The sequence below is a fragment of the Candidatus Krumholzibacteriia bacterium genome (assembly GCA_029865265.1).
GTDB lineage: Bacteria > Krumholzibacteriota > Krumholzibacteriia > WVZY01 > JAKEHA01 > JAKEHA01.
This window is the reverse complement of record JAOUHG010000004.1, coordinates 145,863-163,357: the sequence shown is the minus strand read 5'-3', so window position 1 is coordinate 163,357 and position 17,495 is coordinate 145,863. Positions and strand designations below refer to the sequence as shown.

At 66.2% G+C, this 17,495-nt stretch carries 13 protein-coding genes; 1 reads left to right on the top strand and 12 read right to left on the bottom strand.

What is annotated here, in order from left to right; genetic code table 11:
• The 8 genes from OEX18_03620 to uvrA form a co-directional block, all read right to left on the bottom strand.
• On the bottom strand, window positions 1-450 hold a 450-nt coding region (locus OEX18_03620), incomplete at its 3' end, for a hypothetical protein (protein MDH4336349.1).
• A 118-nt stretch (window positions 451-568) separates the two neighbouring features.
• Window positions 569-3,328, bottom strand: a complete 2,760-nt coding sequence (locus tag OEX18_03615; GenBank protein ID MDH4336348.1) for a cytochrome c3 family protein — start codon at window positions 3,326-3,328, stop codon at window positions 569-571.
• A 34-nt stretch (window positions 3,329-3,362) separates the two neighbouring features.
• A complete protein-coding gene (locus tag OEX18_03610) occupies window positions 3,363-4,871 on the bottom strand; it encodes a NapC/NirT family cytochrome c (protein MDH4336347.1) in 1,509 nt (502 codons plus the stop codon).
• 191 nt (window positions 4,872-5,062) lie between these two features.
• Window positions 5,063-5,461 carry a response regulator gene (locus OEX18_03605; GenBank protein ID MDH4336346.1) on the bottom strand — a complete coding sequence of 133 codons (399 nt, stop codon included), beginning with the start codon at window positions 5,459-5,461 and terminating at the stop codon, window positions 5,063-5,065.
• Window positions 5,462-5,463: 2 nt separating this feature from the next.
• A complete protein-coding gene (locus OEX18_03600; protein MDH4336345.1) occupies window positions 5,464-7,023 on the bottom strand; it encodes a PAS domain-containing sensor histidine kinase in 1,560 nt (519 codons plus the stop codon).
• Window positions 7,024-7,186: 163 nt separating this feature from the next.
• The gene (locus tag OEX18_03595; GenBank protein MDH4336344.1) at window positions 7,187-9,058 is read right to left on the bottom strand and encodes a GAF domain-containing protein; all 1,872 of its coding nucleotides are present in this window, start codon (window positions 9,056-9,058) and stop codon (window positions 7,187-7,189) included.
• A 67-nt stretch (window positions 9,059-9,125) separates the two neighbouring features.
• Entirely contained in the window at window positions 9,126-10,103 is a 978-nt protein-coding gene (galE, locus tag OEX18_03590; GenBank protein MDH4336343.1) for a UDP-glucose 4-epimerase GalE, read from the bottom strand.
• Window positions 10,100-12,856 (bottom strand): excinuclease ABC subunit UvrA, encoded by a 2,757-nt coding sequence (uvrA, locus tag OEX18_03585; protein MDH4336342.1) that lies wholly within the window; start codon window positions 12,854-12,856, stop codon window positions 10,100-10,102. The genes galE and uvrA overlap by 4 nt, the downstream gene beginning before the upstream one ends.
• Window positions 12,857-12,979: 123 nt before the next feature.
• On the opposite strand from uvrA, the gene mazG reads away from it, so the two are divergent.
• A complete protein-coding gene (gene mazG / locus OEX18_03580) occupies window positions 12,980-13,765 on the top strand; it encodes a nucleoside triphosphate pyrophosphohydrolase (protein ID MDH4336341.1) in 786 nt (261 codons plus the stop codon).
• Between the two features lie 126 nt (window positions 13,766-13,891).
• On the opposite strand, the gene OEX18_03575 is transcribed toward mazG, so the two are convergent.
• The 4 genes from OEX18_03575 to OEX18_03560 all read right to left on the bottom strand — a co-directional run bounded on the left by OEX18_03575 (window position 13,892) and on the right by OEX18_03560 (window position 17,378).
• A complete protein-coding gene (locus OEX18_03575; GenBank protein MDH4336340.1) occupies window positions 13,892-15,769 on the bottom strand; it encodes an OmpA family protein in 1,878 nt (625 codons plus the stop codon).
• An 83-nt stretch (window positions 15,770-15,852) separates the two neighbouring features.
• Complete coding sequence (locus OEX18_03570) at window positions 15,853-16,161, bottom strand: DUF1844 domain-containing protein (GenBank protein MDH4336339.1); 309 nt, start codon at window positions 16,159-16,161, stop codon at window positions 15,853-15,855.
• Window positions 16,162-16,251: 90 nt separating this feature from the next.
• On the bottom strand, window positions 16,252-16,860 hold the full coding sequence (locus OEX18_03565; GenBank protein MDH4336338.1) for a cupin domain-containing protein: 609 nt from the start codon (window positions 16,858-16,860) through the stop codon (window positions 16,252-16,254).
• On the bottom strand, window positions 16,836-17,378 hold the full coding sequence (locus OEX18_03560) for an XRE family transcriptional regulator (protein ID MDH4336337.1): 543 nt from the start codon (window positions 17,376-17,378) through the stop codon (window positions 16,836-16,838). The genes OEX18_03565 and OEX18_03560 overlap by 25 nt, the downstream gene beginning before the upstream one ends.
• Window positions 17,379-17,495 lie beyond the last annotated feature (117 nt).

Genomic DNA, 17,495 nt, shown 5'->3' with positions numbered 1-17,495 from the left:
CGTCATCCGCCCCTTGCGCCTCAGCGGACTGTCGGTGTGGTAGAGGAAGTACCCCGATGCAACATCGACCGCCACATTGTGGTGAAACGGAAAGTACTGGCTCCACTCGAAGGTTTCGAAGCCATCGATCGCGATCTCGCGGAGATGCTCGATGCGCGTGAGCTCGGTGGCCTGCAGCAGCATGCAATGGCGCCCCAGGCGGGCAATGTGGTGGGCAACGGTCGCGGGACTGACACCCAGCGCGCGGGCGATCTGTCGGTTGCCCATGCAGCCGACCACCATCATGACGATGCGGGCAGTGAGATCGGGACGCTTCTGCCAGTAGGTGGTCGAGAAGGTCTGGGTACTGAAATGACGCTTGCAGTAGAGACATGTAAACCGCTGGATACGGTGGGGGCACCTCTGACGCAGGTAGAAGCCCTTGCGCTTGAAGGGCCAGTCATCCGTCAAGGTGTTGAAGTATGTGCAGTTGGGGTTGGGGCAATGGGGAGGAACCCATCCCGACGATCCCGGTCCCATGTCTCGGCACAGGCACACCCCGTGCCAGGGACATTTTCGTGGCCACAACCTACTTGTAGCCGAACAGCATCGAATAGATGATCAGCGTGATCAGTATCAGGCCCACGCCGAGGAATACCCCACCCATCACGCGCACGCCAATCTCATAGCGTCGCGTGAGCGTCTTCTTGACCAGGCGCTTGCGCAGCTCTCCCGACTGCTTCATCTCGTCGTATTCCCTGGGCCGGTCGCGCATGAAGTGTTCCAGTGGCACCAGACCGGTGAATACCACCGTGTCCATCGGAAACGCTTCGGGCCGCAGATGCGTGTTGAAGAAGTGGATGGTGAAAATGAAGCCGACCGCGAGAAGCGCCTCGTCACTGTGAATGATGGTGGCAACATTGATAACGGCACCGGGCAGCAGTTTGGTGAACAACACCGGCAGCCACAGCATCAATCCGGACAGACCGATGATGGCCACGCCCCAGAACACCGCCAGGTAGTCGAACTTCTCCCAGTAGGTCCAGCGCCCGTAGCGCGGACGCGGCCCGGCGTTGAAGAACCACTTGATCGTTCCCCAGAAGTCCGACAGGTCCTTGCGGTTGAACATCAGCGAGTCCGCGCCGAAGATCAACTGCGTCAGTTTCAGCCGGCGGCTGCGCTTGTAGCGCACCAGCGCGATGATGTGGAACGCGAAGTAGCCGAAGGTGGTGACCGCGGCGATGCGATGCAGCACGCCCGCGCCCTTCACCCCACCCAGCATGTTGGCGATGAAAGCCGCCCACGGCATAGACGAGAACTTGAGCATCATGCCGGTGAGCGCGAGCAGCAGGAAGCTCGATACGACGAACAGGTGGGTGATGCGCTGGGGCCGCGTAAAGCGCCGGATGTAATAGCGCGGCTCACCCCACACCGCCTCCTTGCGGTGCGCCAGCATGTGGCGGAACGACCGCGGCAACCACAGCAACGTGTGAACACCGAAGAAGCTGAACACACCAATGAGCAGGAATGTCATGGCCCAGTACGAGTAGTAGAGGAACGGGTACTTGTCCGGGTCGTGGTGCGTCGCATGCGTAAGATAGCCGGTGAAACGCTGGTTGGCGTCGGCATGGCACTGCTGACATGTGGCCACGATGTTGCGATGTCCAACAGCCGAGGCCGGGTCGTTCACGGCCAGGATATGGTGAGCGCCGTGACAGTCGGAGCACTTGGCGGCGTCCAGGTAGCCAAGCCGGTAGGCCTTACCGTGCATCGTGTCCAGATAGGTCTCGGCCAGCTCGTCGTGGCACGAGCCGCACTGGTGCGTTACCTCCTGGACGAACGCGTCTCCGCTGACCTCGCCGATGGTGTGCGAGGAGTGACAGGTGGCGCAGGTGGGAAGCTTGTCCGCGTCCTTGCTGTCGGACGCGTAGTGCACGCTCTTGATGTAGTCCTTGTAGATGCCACGGTGGCAGGTGGCGCAGGTGGCCGGCAGGTTATCGTGCGACACCGTGGAGCGCGCGTCCGTGTGCTTGAGCACCATGTGCGACGAGTGACAGTCGATGCATATGGCACTGGGCAGCAGCCCCTTCTCCACCAGACCGCGTCCGTGCACGCTGTGCGAGTAGTCGGCGAGCGCGTCGGACTGTGATAGTTCCGTCACGCCCAGCGCCTTGCCCTCCGCTCGGTGGCAATCGCCGCACAGGGCCGGCACCGACGCGCGGTAGGTGGGCGAATCCTCGCTGCGGTGCGTCAACGCGCCGTGACCCCCGTGGCAGGTGGTGCAGTACGGGGCCTGCTCGATGCCCTCCTCGTGCGCCTGGCCGTGCCCGCTCACCACGTACTCCTCCGCGATCTTCGCGTGGCAGCTCGAACAATCCACCAGCCCCGACGGCTCACACGGCCGCTTGCGGCGGGGATCGACGTCCACGTGACATTTCACGCAGGGAATATTGGTGTGCGCCGATCCCTTCAGCAGTTCCCTGTCCACCGTCATCGAAAGCGTGTCGCCTTCCGCAACCTTGAACACGTCGTGCCGCTCGTGACACTTCATGCAATCGCGGTCGGAAATGTTCAGCGAAACCGACTCGCGGCGCGCGCGGTGCGGCACGTGACAGTCCGTACACGCGGGAATGGCGCCGGGTGCCTTCTCCCACAGCTCTCCCCGGATGACCTTGACGTGCACCTGCTCGATGCGCGCATGGCATTTGACACAGGTGGCAGTGATGTTGCGCGGCGAGATCGACGCCCGCGGTTCGGTGTGCGGCAGGATCATGTGCGCCCGGTGGCAGTCCGTGCACGCCGCGGTCACCAACAGGCCCTTCTTGAACAACCCCTCACCGTGGATGCTCTGGCTGTAGTTCTCCAGGATGTTGTGTTCCGAGATCTTGTAGGTGTTGGCCACCGGTGCGCCTTCACGGTGGCATTGCCCGCACAGATACGGAACGTTCATCTTGAAGGTCCGGGAGCTCTCGTCGGCGGGCGACAGGATGTCGTGCATCCCGTGGCATTCCGTGCAGGTGGGTGCGTACGGTTGTTTGCGGTTCAGCGCCTGGCCGTGGATGCTGGCGTCGAAGTCGAGTTGTTGGTCGTCGTGGCAGTCTCCGCAGTACACGGACTCCAGCTGCTCGTCGTGGGGCAGGTCGTCTGGATCCACGTCGTCGTGGCAGTCGGTGCAGGCAAGATCCCGGTGCACCGACCGGCCGAACACACGGCCGTCAACAAAGGGAAGGTCCGGGTCGCTGTCGTCTGAGTGGCAGTCGAAACAGGTATCGTTGGCGGGATCGGCGGCACGCGGCGCGCCGGTGAGACTCAGGATAAGGACAGGCGCAAGTGCGAATATGCGGGCCATCCCCAGGATTCGGTTGCGATGCCGGCCTCCGCGCTCAAGGTTGCGTTCCGGTGTGGCACTCATAACAACCGGTGTCCCGCCAGTCATCTCCTCCGTCGGGGTGCCTGAACTCAAGTCCATCCTCGGTGGTCGCCATCTGCATATTGTCGTCCGCGCCCTGACGCAGAATCGCGTGGCACGCGGTGCAATCACGCGTGATGGTCCATCCATCGTCGCTGACCTTGTTGCCGTCGTGACAGCGCATGCAACCCGGGAAGATGAAGTGCCCGATGTTGTCCGGGTACCCTTCCCAGCGCACCTTCATCTCCGGAAACACGTTCTGGGAGTACTGATACTGCGTGGCCAGGATCGCCGCATCGATGGCAACCCGCTTCTCCTTGAGAACCTCCGGGTAGTTGTCGCGGTAGAAGTCCGCCATCCGGGCCGCGATTCCGCGGTTGGCCTCGTCCTTGGTCTCGAACACGCTCTGCATCGCCTCCACCGCCACCCGCTTGATCTCGGGGAGCGTCGGGTCGATGGTGCCGGTGAGAATGGCACGATCGATGGCATTGTCCGGCGAGTTGAACTTGTGGCTGGGCCGGTTGTGGCAGTCGATGCAGTCCATGCGCCGGACGGTCGCCGTGGCCAGCTCCTCTTCGGAGAGCGGACTGTCCTGGTCCTGGTAGGTGGTGACGCGCTTGGTCAGGTTGTCGGTGATGCGAATCCAGGGGATGTCCTGCCGACGCTCGTCGCGCGCCACATACTCGATCGCCACACCGATGTTCATGTGCCAGTGGATACCCGCAGTCTGGCCGGTCTTGGGGTCCCCGCCACCCGTCTTGATGAGCAGGTTGATGGGCCAGTGCGTGTTGGCCTCATCGTACATGTAGTGGTTGTACTGACGCTGCTGGGCGCCGAAAAACTTCTCCGGCCAGTGGCACTGCTCGCACGTCTCCTGCGCCGGGCGCAGATTCTTGATGGGCGTGGGAATGGGCCGCGGGTACTTGTTGGATGCGGCCGCGTACACCTGGTACGCGCCGGAAAGCTTGGACTTGGCGTACCACCCCGCACCCGCGCCCACATGGCACTCCGCACAGGAAACCCGCGCGTGGGGCGAGTTGGCATACGCGGTATGCTCGGGCTCCATCACCGTGTGGCAGGTGGTGCCGCAGAACTCCACGGACTCGGTGTAGTGATAGGCCTGGTAGCCCCCCACCACGCTGACCAGGGTCAGAATCCCCATGCCGGACAGGAGGACGATGAACGCGTTGCGGTGCGCGGTGCGATTGAGGTCCACCACCGGCCACTGCACGGTGGGGGTGTCCAGATGCTTCTTGATGCGGTGGCGCCGGCGCAGCGCTCCGATGGGAATGAGAATGACACCCAGCGCCAGGATCGGGGGCAGAACCAGGTAGACGAAGACGCCGATGTACGGGTTGGCCTCACCGATGGTGGCGATCAGGACCAGAAAGAAGGCCAGCGTCACACCGGAAACGACCGCAATGGCCCCACCGGCGATGCTGAGCGAATTGTTGAGCGACCTGGGAAGCTGAATGCGTTTCATGAATGCGGCCCGGGGGTTACGCCGGTTGGCTCCGGACCATTCATTTATCCCAAGCGGGCACTGGGTGTGTCAAGAAGAATTCCGGAATGCAATGTCCGAAAAGGATCCCGCGGCGGGGACGGCGGGGTCGCCTGGCCGACGTCTGCCGGGAGGCGGCCCCACAGCCCCGCGAAAAGGGCCTCGATGCAGGTCTAGCGGGTGGGTGCTGCGAGCAGCCCGGTGAGCCGCTCGAGCAGGCCCTCGAGGTCGAAAGGTTTGTAGAGGCAGGCGTCCGCTTTGGACCACGTGGACACGAAGTCCTCCCGCACGGCGTTGTCCAGCTTGCGCGCGGTGATGAGGAGGATCTTGAGCGGCGGCACTTCCCCGCGCCCGATCTCGTCCTTCAATTGACGGGATACCTCGTAGCCGTTCTTGCCGGGCAGCATGACGTCGAGCACCATGACGGCGTAGCCCCCGGAGCGCGCCATCGTGAGCGCGGTGTTGCCATCGTAGGCGACGTCCACCTGGAAACCACGCATCTCGAGGCTGTACTTGACCGTTTCGACGATATCGTGCTCGTCATCGACGAGCAGCACACGCAGACCTTCCATGGCTATCCTCTTTCACCGTCCGGGGCCGGTTCGACCGTCCCGGGCGCGTTCACGGCGGCAGTGACCGCCTCTTCACCGCCGGCGGCTTCGTGCCGCGCGCGGATCATCTTCGTCGCGGCCCGATGAAAGGCCTGCGCGAAGCTGGGTTCCCGTTCTCCACACCAACCCGCGATGAATCCGTCCATCTCCCACGCACCGTCTTCCACCACGTGTACCGCGTCGCCAAGCGTTTCCGAAGGCTCTCCCGACGCGGCCAGCGGAACCAGCGCGACCGCCAGGTCGGCCGACAGGGCCCATACCGCGCACTCGCGCGGCGACACCGGCTCCTGCGGCTGGAGCTTCACCGTACGCGGCAACCGCGAGACCAGCTGCGACCACGAAGCGCCACCGGTGCGCTGCAGCACCGCGATGGCGGTGGACCGGTGCACGGCCCTGCGCCGCGCGATCTCGCGCTCCGCCAGGCGCACGCCGGACAGCAACGTGGCCGAGGCGGCATCCTCGGGTACGAACATGCTCACCGTGGTGCCCTCCCCCAGCCGGCTGTCTACCGATACCCAACCGTCGTGCGCATCCACCAGCGCGCGCGTGATGGACAGGCCCAGGTGGGCACCGTCGGTGCTGTTGCCGGCCGCGTGATGCCGGTCGAAGATGTGTTCCAGCGTGTCGGGCGTCATGCCCAGGCCGGTGTCTTCGACGTCGATCCGAACCAGCTGCGGATGCCCGATCACGTCCCACGGAACCAGGCGCAGGGCGTCCTCCATGGACTCCACGCCGGCGGCGGCAACGCGTACCGTCACCGTCTGGGTGCGGGGCGTGAAGCGCACCGCGTTCGACAGGAGATTCCACAGGGATTGCTCCGCGCGGTCCTCGTCTACATAGATGGTCATCCCGGGTTCGATGGGCCCCACCGTGAGGCGGTCACCGGTAGCGGGATGGAGAACGCGGAAGTCCGCCACGATGCGCTGCACGAAATCGGCGACGGACAACGGCGACCGCTGCAGATGCAGCGCGCCGGTTCGCACCCGCGACAGATCCAGCAGACCGTCCACCAGCCTCGCCAGCCGGCGCGTGCTGCGCTCGAAGGCGCCGCGCGCCATGCTGCCTCCACCGCCCACCCTCGTTCCGGCGGGTTCAGGAGCGGACAACGCACCGAGCGCGTTGAGCATGGCCGTGATCGGGTTGCGAATCTCATGGGCCACAGTGGCCACTGCGCTGTCGGACCAGAACTCGCGCTCCAGCGCATCGGCGGCGCGGATGCGCAGCATCCAGCAGCGCTGAGCGCCGGGGTCACAACCGGGCAACGCTTCGACGTCGATCACCTGGGACGCATCACCCGGGACCGGCACCGCATCCACGCGCACGCGCTCGGCGCGGCGCACCAGATCCATGATGGCGGCGCCGTCGAGCGCCGCGTGACCGTTGCCGCCGCCGTCGGCGCGCGCCAGCTCCAGCACGCGCATGGCGGCGGGGTTGGCAAGCAGCACTTCGCCACTCCCGTCGACCACCATGACGGGGTCGCGGAGCGCGTCGAGAACCAGGGCATGCAGGTTGATATCGTCCATAAACCTTCCAGGGCCCCCGGCCAGGTGGGCTCCCGCGGGCCGGAGCGCAAGCCACGTGCCACGCGGCGCCGGACCGTCTAACTTGTTATATTATAGTATGTTGCGATCTAGGCCCGGCAATCGAGGTGCCGAACGGGGATGGACGGATTCTGTTCGGACCGGATCAGCCACGCCGCTCCGGCCGGCGGCGGCGATCGCTGCGCTTGCCACGCCGTTCCGAGTTGGCCGCAATCGGAAACGACAGGGCGAGGATGGTCTTCCACGACGGAGACGACTTGACGGTAATCTCGCCCGCGTGCCGCTGCAGGATATCCCCCGCAACCGAGAGCGCCGATTCCGGGTCGCCGACGCCGGATGGGGCGAAGGGCATGAAGAGGCGCGAGAGCAGGGTCCCATCCACCTTGCCCGCCGTATCCGCCACCAGGATCACGGCACGGCCGTCGGAGGCCGAACACTCGACGAGGACACGATCGCCCTTGCCCACGTGGGGTCCCAGCACGCCGAGGATGTTGTTGAGAGCCAGCGTCACACTGCCGCGGTCCATCAGCAGCACCGGACCACGCGCGGGGATGCGCGCGGTCACCTCGACGCCGTTGAGCCGCACCGCCGGGGCCCAGGCTTCCGCCACCTCGCGCACCAGCGCAAAGAGATCCACGATCTGCAACGACGCCTTCATGGTGGCGACTTCGTCCTGGAAAGAGGCGGCCTGCTCCCCCAGCGCCGCGAGTGTCTCCCGCGCACGCGTAATCCGCTTTTCGAAGGTCTGGTGTCCGGCCACGATGCCTTCCAGTTCGCGCATCGCGTTCACCATCGTGTCGTACTGCTCCTGGGTTCGCGCGCCGACGCGTGAGCTGGCACGCTCGCGGGCGAGGTTCGACTGGACCTCTTCCAGCATCCGCTCACAGCGCTGCGCCTGCTCCGTCTTGTAGAGCGAGTCCAGGCGTTCTGCCAGCATGCCGGCGCACAGTTCCAGGAAGAGCCGGTCCCGCGCGGGAAACTCCGTCCGTTCCTCACCGCCGGGGCGGGACTCCGCGTAGACGGCAACCGCGCCCAGGCATTCACCCCCGGCCGCCAGCGGCAGCGCGAGGAAGTAGCGAACGGACTGGATCGCTTCGTCATTGAGCAGCGGGTGGCCGGCGTCGCCGCGCAACGACCGGCCCGCACCGGCAACACGGTCGAGGATGTCGTCAAAACAATTGGTGAGTGCGATGTCGCTTTCGCGGGTGTCGCGCTCCAGGTCGTCCACCGATTTGACATGTGTGGTCCGGTTGCGCACCAGGTCCTTGAGCAACACGCCGTGTCCGCCGGCGGCGCGGGACACCATGGAGAGCATGGCCGAGAGCGAATCTCCGAAACGGCGCGAATCCTCGGCGGCGGCGAGGATGTCCTGAAGCTTGCGCAGCACCCTGAACTTGCGCGCGTTGTCGCTGGTCTCATGCAGGCGTTCGATGGCGGTGGCGGCCTGCTGCGCCATGCTGTATACGAGCGAAATGTCTTCGACCGCGATGGACTGCGAAGAAGCGCCATGGTCGGCGGCGAGCACCGCGGCCACCTTGCCGCGCACGCGCAGCGGGATGGCGATGTAGGCACCGGTGTCGAAGAAGTCGAAGAACGGGTCGCTGCCGAACTCGCTCATGCGCCGGTCCGCCAGCAGCGGCACGCCGGTGACGGATGCCTTGGCGACACCGCAGCGCTGCCAGTCGAGCGGAACCGTGAAGGTGCGCGTCTTGAGGGTGAGATCACTGGTGTCGGCGTTCTGCGTGCTCTCCACCACGCGCCGGGCCAGCGCCTCGAAGGACGACGCGGCCGGCTCATCGCCGGCTGGTGTCTGCTCGGCGGCCAGGTGCCCGCGCACCATGTGGGCGGGTTCGTCCACCAGCATCAGGAAGGCGCGGCGCACGCCGATGGTCCGCCATGCCGTGCAGAAGGCCAGCAACATGCGGTGGATGCGGCCGACATTGTCGGCCTCCGGAATGACCTGGATCATGCGGAGCAGCGAGGAGAGTTCCGCGACGGTGAGCTGCGTTTTTTCCATGGCGATAGCGTTCGGCGGGGTACACCGGCCATCGCGGAGATCGCAAGCTTCGTGCCACGCAGCCCGATCAGCGCGCGTAGCCCTGCGGGTGGCCTGTGCGCCAGGCGTGGGCGCTGGCGATGATCTCGTCCAGCGCGCTGGCACGCGCCTTCCAGCCCAGCACCTCTGAGGCACGGCGCGAGGATGCCACCAGGGCGGGGGGATCGCCCGCCCGCCGCGGCCCCTTTTGCTGCGCAACCGGGCGGCCGGTGACCCGCTCGCAGGCGGCAATCACTTCCAACACCGTGAAGCCGGTCTCGCTGCCGAGATTGAGCGCGCCGCTGAATCCATGGGCCATCGCTTCGAGCGCACGCGCGTGGGCGTCCGCCAGGTCGACCACGTGGATATAGTCGCGCAGGCAGGTTCCATCGCGGGTCGGGTAGTCGCCGCCGAACACCGTGACCCCCTTGCGCGCACCGGTTGCGGCCTCGAGCACGATGGGAATGAGGTGGGATTCCGGGCGGTGATCTTCGCCCAGCGCCGCGCTTGCGCCGGCAGCGTTGAAGTAGCGCAACGCCACGTACTGCAGCCCGGCGGAGACGCGCGCGGCTTCCAGCACCTTCTCGACCGCCAGCTTGGACCAGCCGTAGGGATTCTCGGGCACGCACGGTGCGGCCTCCTCGATGGGCAACGACGCGGGCGATCCATACACGGCCGCCGTGGACGAGAATACAATCCTGCCCACGCCCGCCTTTTCCATCGCGCGCAGAATCGACACCGTCCCGCCCACGTTGTTGTCGAAGTAGTCCAGCGGCCGCTGTACGGACTCCGCCACCACGCTCAGCGCCGCAAAGTGCAGCACCGCATCGGTGGATGCGCCCAGGGCGCGCGCCATTACGCGCGCATCGCGCACGTCGCCCTCGACCAAGTCGCACCCCGCCGGCACTGCGTCGCGGTGCCCGGTGGAGAGGTTGTCCACCACCGTCACGCGGTGGCCGTCGGCCAGCAACCGCTCCGCGACCACCGATCCGACATAGCCCGCGCCTCCGGTCACGCAAAGATTCACGACGCCCTCCGTCTGGTTCCGCGCAGGAAGCGTTTCAGGAACATGCCCGTGTGCGATCCGGTCGCGGCGGCAACTTCCGCCGGCGTTCCGGCCGCCACCACCCTGCCACCGCCGTCCCCTCCCTCGGGGCCCAGGTCGACCACCCAATCCGACTGCGCGATCACCTGCATGTTGTGTTCCACCACGATCACCGTGTTGCCCCGGGCGATCAACTCGCGCAACACATCGATGAGCGTCTCCACATCGTCCACGTGGAGTCCGGTGGTGGGCTCGTCGAGTATGTAGACGAATCCGCCTTCGGTATTGTCGGACAGTTCGCGCGCGATCTTGATGCGCTGCGATTCGCCCCCCGACAGCGTCGTCGAAGGCTGCCCCAGCCGCAGGTAACCCAGCCCCACCTTGTGCAGCACACGCAGGCGTCCCACCAGAGCGGGGTAATCCGAGAAGTGCTCGATGGCCTCGTCCACCGTCAGATCCAGGACGTCGGCCAGGTCGAGGCCCTTGTAGTGTATCTCGAGCGTCTCCTGGTTGAAGCGCTTTCCGTCGCACTCGCTGCAACGCACGAACATGTCCGCCATGAAGTGCATCTCCACACGCTCCCAGCCCATGCCCTGGCAGCGCGCGCAGCGGCCCCCGGCCACGTTGAAGCTGAAGCGCCCGGACTTGTAGCCGCGCTTGAGCGCTTTCTTCTGCGCCGCGAACACCTCGCGGATGTCGGCGAAGGCCTTGACGTACGTCACCGGGTTGGAGCGCGGGGTCTTGCCGATGGGGGCCTGGTCCACCATGAGCACGCCGCGCACCGGCCCGGTGCCTTCGACCGAGCGCCACGCGCGCGCGCCGGCGTCACCGCGCCCGCGCAGCGCGTCGTGCAGCACGTCGCAAACCAGGGTGCTCTTGCCCGATCCGGAGACGCCGGTAACGGCCGTGAACGCCCCCAGCGGAAACGACACGTCCACGCCGCGCAGGTTGTGCTCACGCACGCCGCGCAGGGTGAGGAAGTTCTCCGGTTTCGAACCGTCCCCGTTGGCGATGCGCAGCGGCGGGCCCTCCTTGAGGTACTTGAGGGTGCGCGACGTCCCGCCCGCCAGCGCCGGCCCCTGGTAGACGATGCTCCCGCCGGCCTCGCCCGCACCGGGCCCGAGGTCGATCACGTGGTCGGCGCTGCGAATGATGTCGAGGTCGTGTTCCACCACCACCACCGTGTTGCCGCGCGAGCGCAGGTCCACCAGCACGGCCACCAGCTGGTCCGTGTCGCGCGGGTGCAGGCCGATGCTGGGCTCGTCGAGCACGTACAGGACGTCGAGCAGGTTCGACCCGAGCGAGTTGGCGAGCGAAATGCGCTGCGACTCGCCGCCTGAGAGCGTGCGCGCCAGACGGTCGAGGGTGAGGTAGTGCAACCCCACCGCCAGCAGGAAGCCCAGGCGCGACTCGAGCTCGATGAGCACGTCGCGAACCACGGTGCGCCCGCGCTCCGAGAACTCCAGCCCGCGCACGAATTTCAGCGCGTCGCCCGGCGTCATCGACGCGACCTCGCGGATGGTGCGCCCGTCCAGCAGGACGAAGTAAGCCTCCGGGCGCAGGCGCCCGCCGTTGCACATGCGGCACTCGCGGTAGGCGAGATAACGGCGCGTGAAGAAGCGCGCGTACTTCTTGTACGTCTTCTCGCGCATGTTCTCCAGGAACGGCAACACGCCGGTGTATTCGCCCGAGCCCTGCATGACCGCTCGCCGCGACGCCTCGGGAAGTTTATCCCACGGCTTGTCCATGGGGATCTTCTTGCGGCGGCAGAAACGCACCAGCTGGTCGTAGAAGTATTCGAACTTCTCGCTTCCCCACGGCTCGATGGCGTGCTGCCGCAGCGTGCGCGACCCGTCGGGCACGATGAGGTTCTCGTCGAATTCCATGCGGTTGCCAAACCCGCGGCACTGGGGGCACGCGCCAAACGGGGTGTTGAACGAGAACAGGATGGGGCGCGGCTCCTCGAACTCGCGTCGGCACGCGGTGCACACCAGGTGACTGGTGAACTCCACCTTTTCGCCCGAATCCGCGTCGTCGAAGCGCACGTGACCGTCGCTCATCCGGTACGCGGTCTCCACCGCCTCCAGCAGGCGCGCGCGCCGCTCCTCGCCGACGGTCACCCGGTCCAGCACCAGGTCCAGCGCCGTTGCGCGCCCGATGCCCTTCGGGGGTGCCTCGAGCTTCACCACGTCCCCGCGGATGAGGAAGCGCGTGAAGCCCTCGCGCACCAGTTCCTCCACGTGCTTCGCGGCCCCGCCCTTCTCCACCTTGCGGGTGGCGATGACGTTGAAGGTACGCCCCGCGTGCCCGTCCAGCAACGCCTGCACCACCTCGTCCGCTGTGTGACGGCGCACCTCGACGCCGTCGGTGGGGCAGTGGGTGCGCCCCGCGCGCGCGAACAGCAGGCGCAGGTAGTCGTAGATCTCGGTGGCGGTACCCACGGTGGAACGCGAGCTGCGGGTCGTGTTGCGCTGCTCGATGGCGATAGCGGGGCTCAAGCCGGTGACATCGTCCACGTCGGGGCGGCCGATACGCTCCAGGAACTGCTTGGCGTAGGTGGACAGCGACTCGATGTAGCGGCGCTGCCCCTCCGCGTACAGGGTGTCGAAGGCGAGGGAAGACTTGCCGGATCCGGAGACGCCGGTGATGACGGTGAGACTCCCGCGCGGGATCTCGACGTCGAGGTTCTTGAGGTTGTGCTGCCGCGCGCCGCGCACGGTGATCATATCGGTCATCTTGCCGGGCCGCGCTCCAGCGCGGCGAAGAAGGAGAATCTTGGAGTTTAGCCGTGCGGGACGCTTCCGGCAAGAACCAACTTGGGCTTGAAGAGAGGCCGGGAACATCCCTATGCTCGCCCAATGAGCAACGACGACGCCGGGTCCATGCAACAACTCTTCGCCCTGATCACGCGCCTGCGCGGCGAGAACGGCTGTCCGTGGGACCGCGAGCAGAAGCTCGACGACGTCCTGTCAGACCTGATCGAGGAAGCCTACGAGCTGGAGTGGGCCGGCACCCACCACGGGCCCGGCGAGTTGCTGGACGAGATGGGAGACGTGTTGTTCCTGTTGTGCTTCGCGCTGTCCATCCGCCGGGAGACCGATCCCGAGTTCACGCTGGCCCGTGTGGCCACACACGCGCACGACAAGATCAAGGGCCGCCATCCGCACGTCTTCGGCCGTGAGACGGCGTCGACTCCGGAGGAGAGCATCGTCCACTGGGAGAAGAGCAAGGCCGCGGAGCGGGCGAAGCGTGGCGAGGGCGCGCTGGAGGGCGTGGCCGGCAACCTGCCGCCGCTGCGCCACGCGGTGAAGATACTGGACCGCGCGGGCTCGACCGGATTCGACTGGGATGAGATTCCGCCCGTGATCGAGAAGCTTCGCGAGGAGATCGCCGAACTCGAACACGCACTCGCCTCCGGCGAGCGCGCGGCCATCGAAGACGAAACCGGCGACGTGTTGTTCGCGGCCGCCAACGTGGCGCGCTTTCTCAAGATCGACGCCGACGAGGCGCTGCAGCGTTCCACCTCCAAGTTCATCCGTCGCTTCGAGCTCATGGAGGGGATGATCCGCGCCGACGGCCGGCGCTTCGAAGACATGACGCTCGACGAGATGGACGTCTACTGGGAGCGCGCCAAGTCGTCCTAGCGGCGCGCAGCGCGCGCCGTCCGCCATTCGAAGACTCACTCCACCGGGTCTTCCGGGAAGGAGAAAGAAAAGGGTCCGTCGAATGACGGACCCATTCCCTTTTCAACCGGCGAACGTAAGCCGTGCCTAGTTCAAGCGGCGGAACTCGATGCGCCGGTTCTGCGAACGCCCGTCGGGCGTGGCGTTGGACGCAATCGGCTCTTCCTCGCCCACGCCCACCGAGGTGAGGCGAGACGGATCGACGCCGCCCTTGATGAGATACTGCCGCACCGATTCGGCGCGACGCTGCGAAAGCTCCAGGTTGAAGTTGGCCGGGCCCTGGCTGTCGGTGTGCCCGCGGATCTCGAGGCGCGCCTCGGGGTACGCGTTCATCGACGCGATCACCTGGTCGAGCACCGTGTACGAGTCCGGCGTGAGCGCGGCGCTGCCGCTCTCGAAGCCGATGCCGCGCAGCACGAACTGCTTGCCGATCTCCTTGGCATCCGGGCATCCGTCCTCGTCGTCGACGCCGTTGAACGTCTCCGGCTGCGTCGGACACTTGTCGACGTTGTCGGGAATACCGTCGAGGTCGTTGTCCAGGTCGGGACAGCCGTCGTCGTCCTGGTACCCGTCGAAGTCCTCCGCCTGCAGCGGGCAGCGGTCGAGATCGTCGGGGACGCCGTCGTTGTCGCTGTCCTTGACGAGGTCCGGGCAGCCGTCGTCGTCCGCCTCGCCATCGAGGTCCTCGGCCTCATCCGGACACTTGTCGCTGGCGTCGGGAATGCCGTCCTGGTCGTTGTCCAGGTCGGGACAGCCGTCGCCGTCCTGGAAGCTGTCGTAGTCCTCGGCCAGATCCGGGCACATGTCGTCCTTGTCATTCAGACCATCGCCGTCGTTGTCGAGGTCCGGGCAGCCGTCCGCGTCCTGGTACCCGTCGAAGTCCTCGGGTTGATCCGGACAACCGTCGTTGGGATCGGCGATCCCGTCTTTGTCGCTGTCGCGCGGGATGACCTCGGCAACATAGTTGAACGCCATCCACAGGCCCCAGTCGGGCGCGTTGATGACCGACGGCCTGTCCCCGGAGTTCAGGTTGATGTCGGCCCCGAGTTCGAACGACGAACCGCTGCCGCCCTTGAACTCGACACCCGGCGTCAGCGTGTAGGTGTTGGCACTGACGGACGCCCCGTCCGGGATCTCCATGTTCAGGAGATTCTGCCAGTCGAACTCGACAAAGAATGTCACCTGCGGCGCCGGGAATTCGAGCGCCGCGTTGAACAGGAAGTTGTCGTTGTACGAGTCGTTCTCGCCCGCCGGCGTCGCCGGATATCCCGGCGGGTTGAAGCCGGAGGAATCCGGAAAATCCGGGTCGAAGATGCCGTAGCCGAGAAGCTCGTTCTTGTTGAACCGGTAGCCCGCGTTCACGTGCACGCGTGTGGGAACGAAGGTATCCATGTCGGTGAGGTCGAGCGTGGCCAGACCGAGCACGGTGATGTCGTTGGAATCGGTGGTGAAGCGGCGGTCCTTGTCGCCGGTCTTGAAGTTCACGTCACCGTAGGCACCCAGCTTGAACTTGTCGCCCGGGAGCGGTATCGACAGCTTGGCGGAAACGTCGGTGTCACCCAGGCCACCGCGCGTGAAGGTCTCGAGGTCGTTATGACCATTGTCCTCCTGCACGGTACGAATCCAGCTGCGAACATCCAGGTTTCCCGCCACCTCGAAGAAATCACTCAGGGCGTAGGTTATCGACACCCGCGGGATGAACAGGTGGTAGTCGACGACCGCGGAGGTATCGCCCGGCGGGTAATACCCGCCCGGCGAGAGCAGCTGGTTGTCCAGCTTCCCGTACTGGGCCGAGAGCTGAAAACTGAGCGTACCCTTGCGGTAGGTGTCCGCGGAGCGGGTGCGCAGGAGACCCCGCGTCCCGTTGTATGCCGAGCTCGCTGCGGCCGTCAGCGGGAACCACATGGAACACGCGGCGGCGACCAGCAACGTACCGGCGCAAAGCGCACGAAAACGACCGTGCATGATCGAACCGTCTCCTTCCTGGCGTATCGCCGGGGGTAAACCGTTGCTAGGTAGCAAGAACGACTCCAAACCGGTAACCCGGACTAATTTTCCGGGTTGCCCTCGCCGGACGCCTTCTCCTCCCCCTCACCCCGGCGGGTTTCGTCGACGTAGTTCATCTGCAGCTCGAAGAGCACCTTGTCGAGAAATTCCGACTCGCGGGCGGACCGGTGGCCCTCCGTCTTGCGCTGCAGCATCTGCACGATGTCAATGGAGGTCCTGGCCTGCTCGAGGTCGCGCTCGATCTCGCCGCTCACCGGATTCGCGATCTTCCCCATCTGTTGCATGGCGGCGAACTGAAAGGTCGCCACCAGTTGCACGAACAGGATTTCGTCGCGGGAAGCATCCGGCATGGTACGTCTCACCCCTTGGGCCGCGCTGAATTGCGGGCAGGGGCGAGCATAGGAGGGCGCGGGAAAACGTGTCAAAACAAAACGGCAGGGTCAGTCGACGTCGCGGCGCGTCGCCAGCCACAGGACGACCGCCGTGGCGTCCGGCGATTCGTTGACGTACGCATGGGGACGGGCCGCATCGTAGTAGACCGCGTCGCCGGGCGCAAGGACGTGACCGCCACCGTCCACCGTCACCCTGAGGCGTCCCGACAGCACCAGGATGGCCTCGCCACCCGGGTGCGCGTGGGCAGCGGCACGGCGTCCGCTGCCCGGCGCCAGCGTTATCTGGATTGCCTGCACGCGGCCGCCGGGGATGCCCGCGGTGAGCCGCTCCAGGGTGACGCCCGTGCCGGCCGACTCGCGCACACGATCCGCGCGCGTCACCACCGACACCTCGCCCATCTCGCTCTCCTCCAGGAAGTAACCCGGGCGCTTGCCCAGCGCGCGCGCGATGCGCAGCAGCGCACCCACCGTGGGTGAAGCGGCGGCGCGTTCGATCTCGGAGACGTGCGTCGCCGACACCCCGCACGACGCCTCCACCGCCTTGAGCGTGAGTCCTCGCTCCTGGCGCGCGGTCTTGATGCGTCTGCCGATTTCCTTGTTGTCCAGGGTGACCTCTCCCTGCCCGCGGGGGGCTACAGGGTCGCAGCCGGCGAACACGCCCACAGCAGGCGCGCGCCCGTCTCGCCGCGGTTGCGCACACCGCGGCAATCCTCGGCCATGCAGTGCACGGCGTCCCCCTCACGCAGCGCCCGCGACGACGCGGGCAGCAGTATCTCCACCGCACCTTCCAGAACCAGGACGAACTGTTCGCCGGCCCCGGCCAGCCGCGGCATCGCCGCACCGGGCGGCAGCGCAACCGTCACCACCGTGAGTTCGCCCCCGCTGCTGGCCGCGGTGAGCGCCTGCACCGTGGCATCGTTCTCGGTCCATTCCCGCCGTTCACCCGCACGCGCCACCGCCACCCCGGGTGGTTGCACGTCGTCGACCAGCCGCGAGGCCTCCTCGCCCAGTGCCGCGGCGATGCGCATGAGCGCGCCCACCGTCGGCGACGTCCTTCCGCGCTCGATTTCGGAGAGGTGCGTGGCGGAAACACCCGCGCGGGCGCCAACCTCCCTGAGCGTGAGGTTACCGGCGAGCCGCAGCCGCCTGATTCTGTCACCGAGCTGGTTGGACACGACCGCGGAGCTCCTCCCTGAAACGGAGCAGATGGCAAAACAAGCGTCTGCCGGGACGCTTTTGCGCTATAGTCCGGGTCAGTGTCCCCGCGAAATTCGCGCAGTGTCAAGCGCGAA

What these genes read in the sequence shown, in the direction of transcription:
- OEX18_03615 (MDH4336348.1), bottom strand. Translation starts at nt 3,328, where the DNA reads ATGGCCCGCATATTCGCACTTGCGCCTGTCCTTATCCTGAGTCTCACC.
- OEX18_03610 (MDH4336347.1), bottom strand. Translation starts at nt 4,871, where the DNA reads ATGAAACGCATTCAGCTTCCCAGGTCGCTCAACAATTCGCTCAGCATC.
- OEX18_03605 (MDH4336346.1), bottom strand. Translation starts at nt 5,461, where the DNA reads ATGGAAGGTCTGCGTGTGCTGCTCGTCGATGACGAGCACGATATCGTC.
- OEX18_03600 (MDH4336345.1), bottom strand. Translation starts at nt 7,023, where the DNA reads ATGGACGATATCAACCTGCATGCCCTGGTTCTCGACGCGCTCCGCGAC.
- OEX18_03595 (MDH4336344.1), bottom strand. Translation starts at nt 9,058, where the DNA reads ATGGAAAAAACGCAGCTCACCGTCGCGGAACTCTCCTCGCTGCTCCGC.
- uvrA (MDH4336342.1), bottom strand. Translation starts at nt 12,856, where the DNA reads ATGACCGATATGATCACCGTGCGCGGCGCGCGGCAGCACAACCTCAAG.
- mazG (MDH4336341.1), top strand. Translation starts at nt 12,980, where the DNA reads ATGAGCAACGACGACGCCGGGTCCATGCAACAACTCTTCGCCCTGATC.
- OEX18_03575 (MDH4336340.1), bottom strand. Translation starts at nt 15,769, where the DNA reads ATGCACGGTCGTTTTCGTGCGCTTTGCGCCGGTACGTTGCTGGTCGCC.
- OEX18_03570 (MDH4336339.1), bottom strand. Translation starts at nt 16,161, where the DNA reads ATGCCGGATGCTTCCCGCGACGAAATCCTGTTCGTGCAACTGGTGGCG.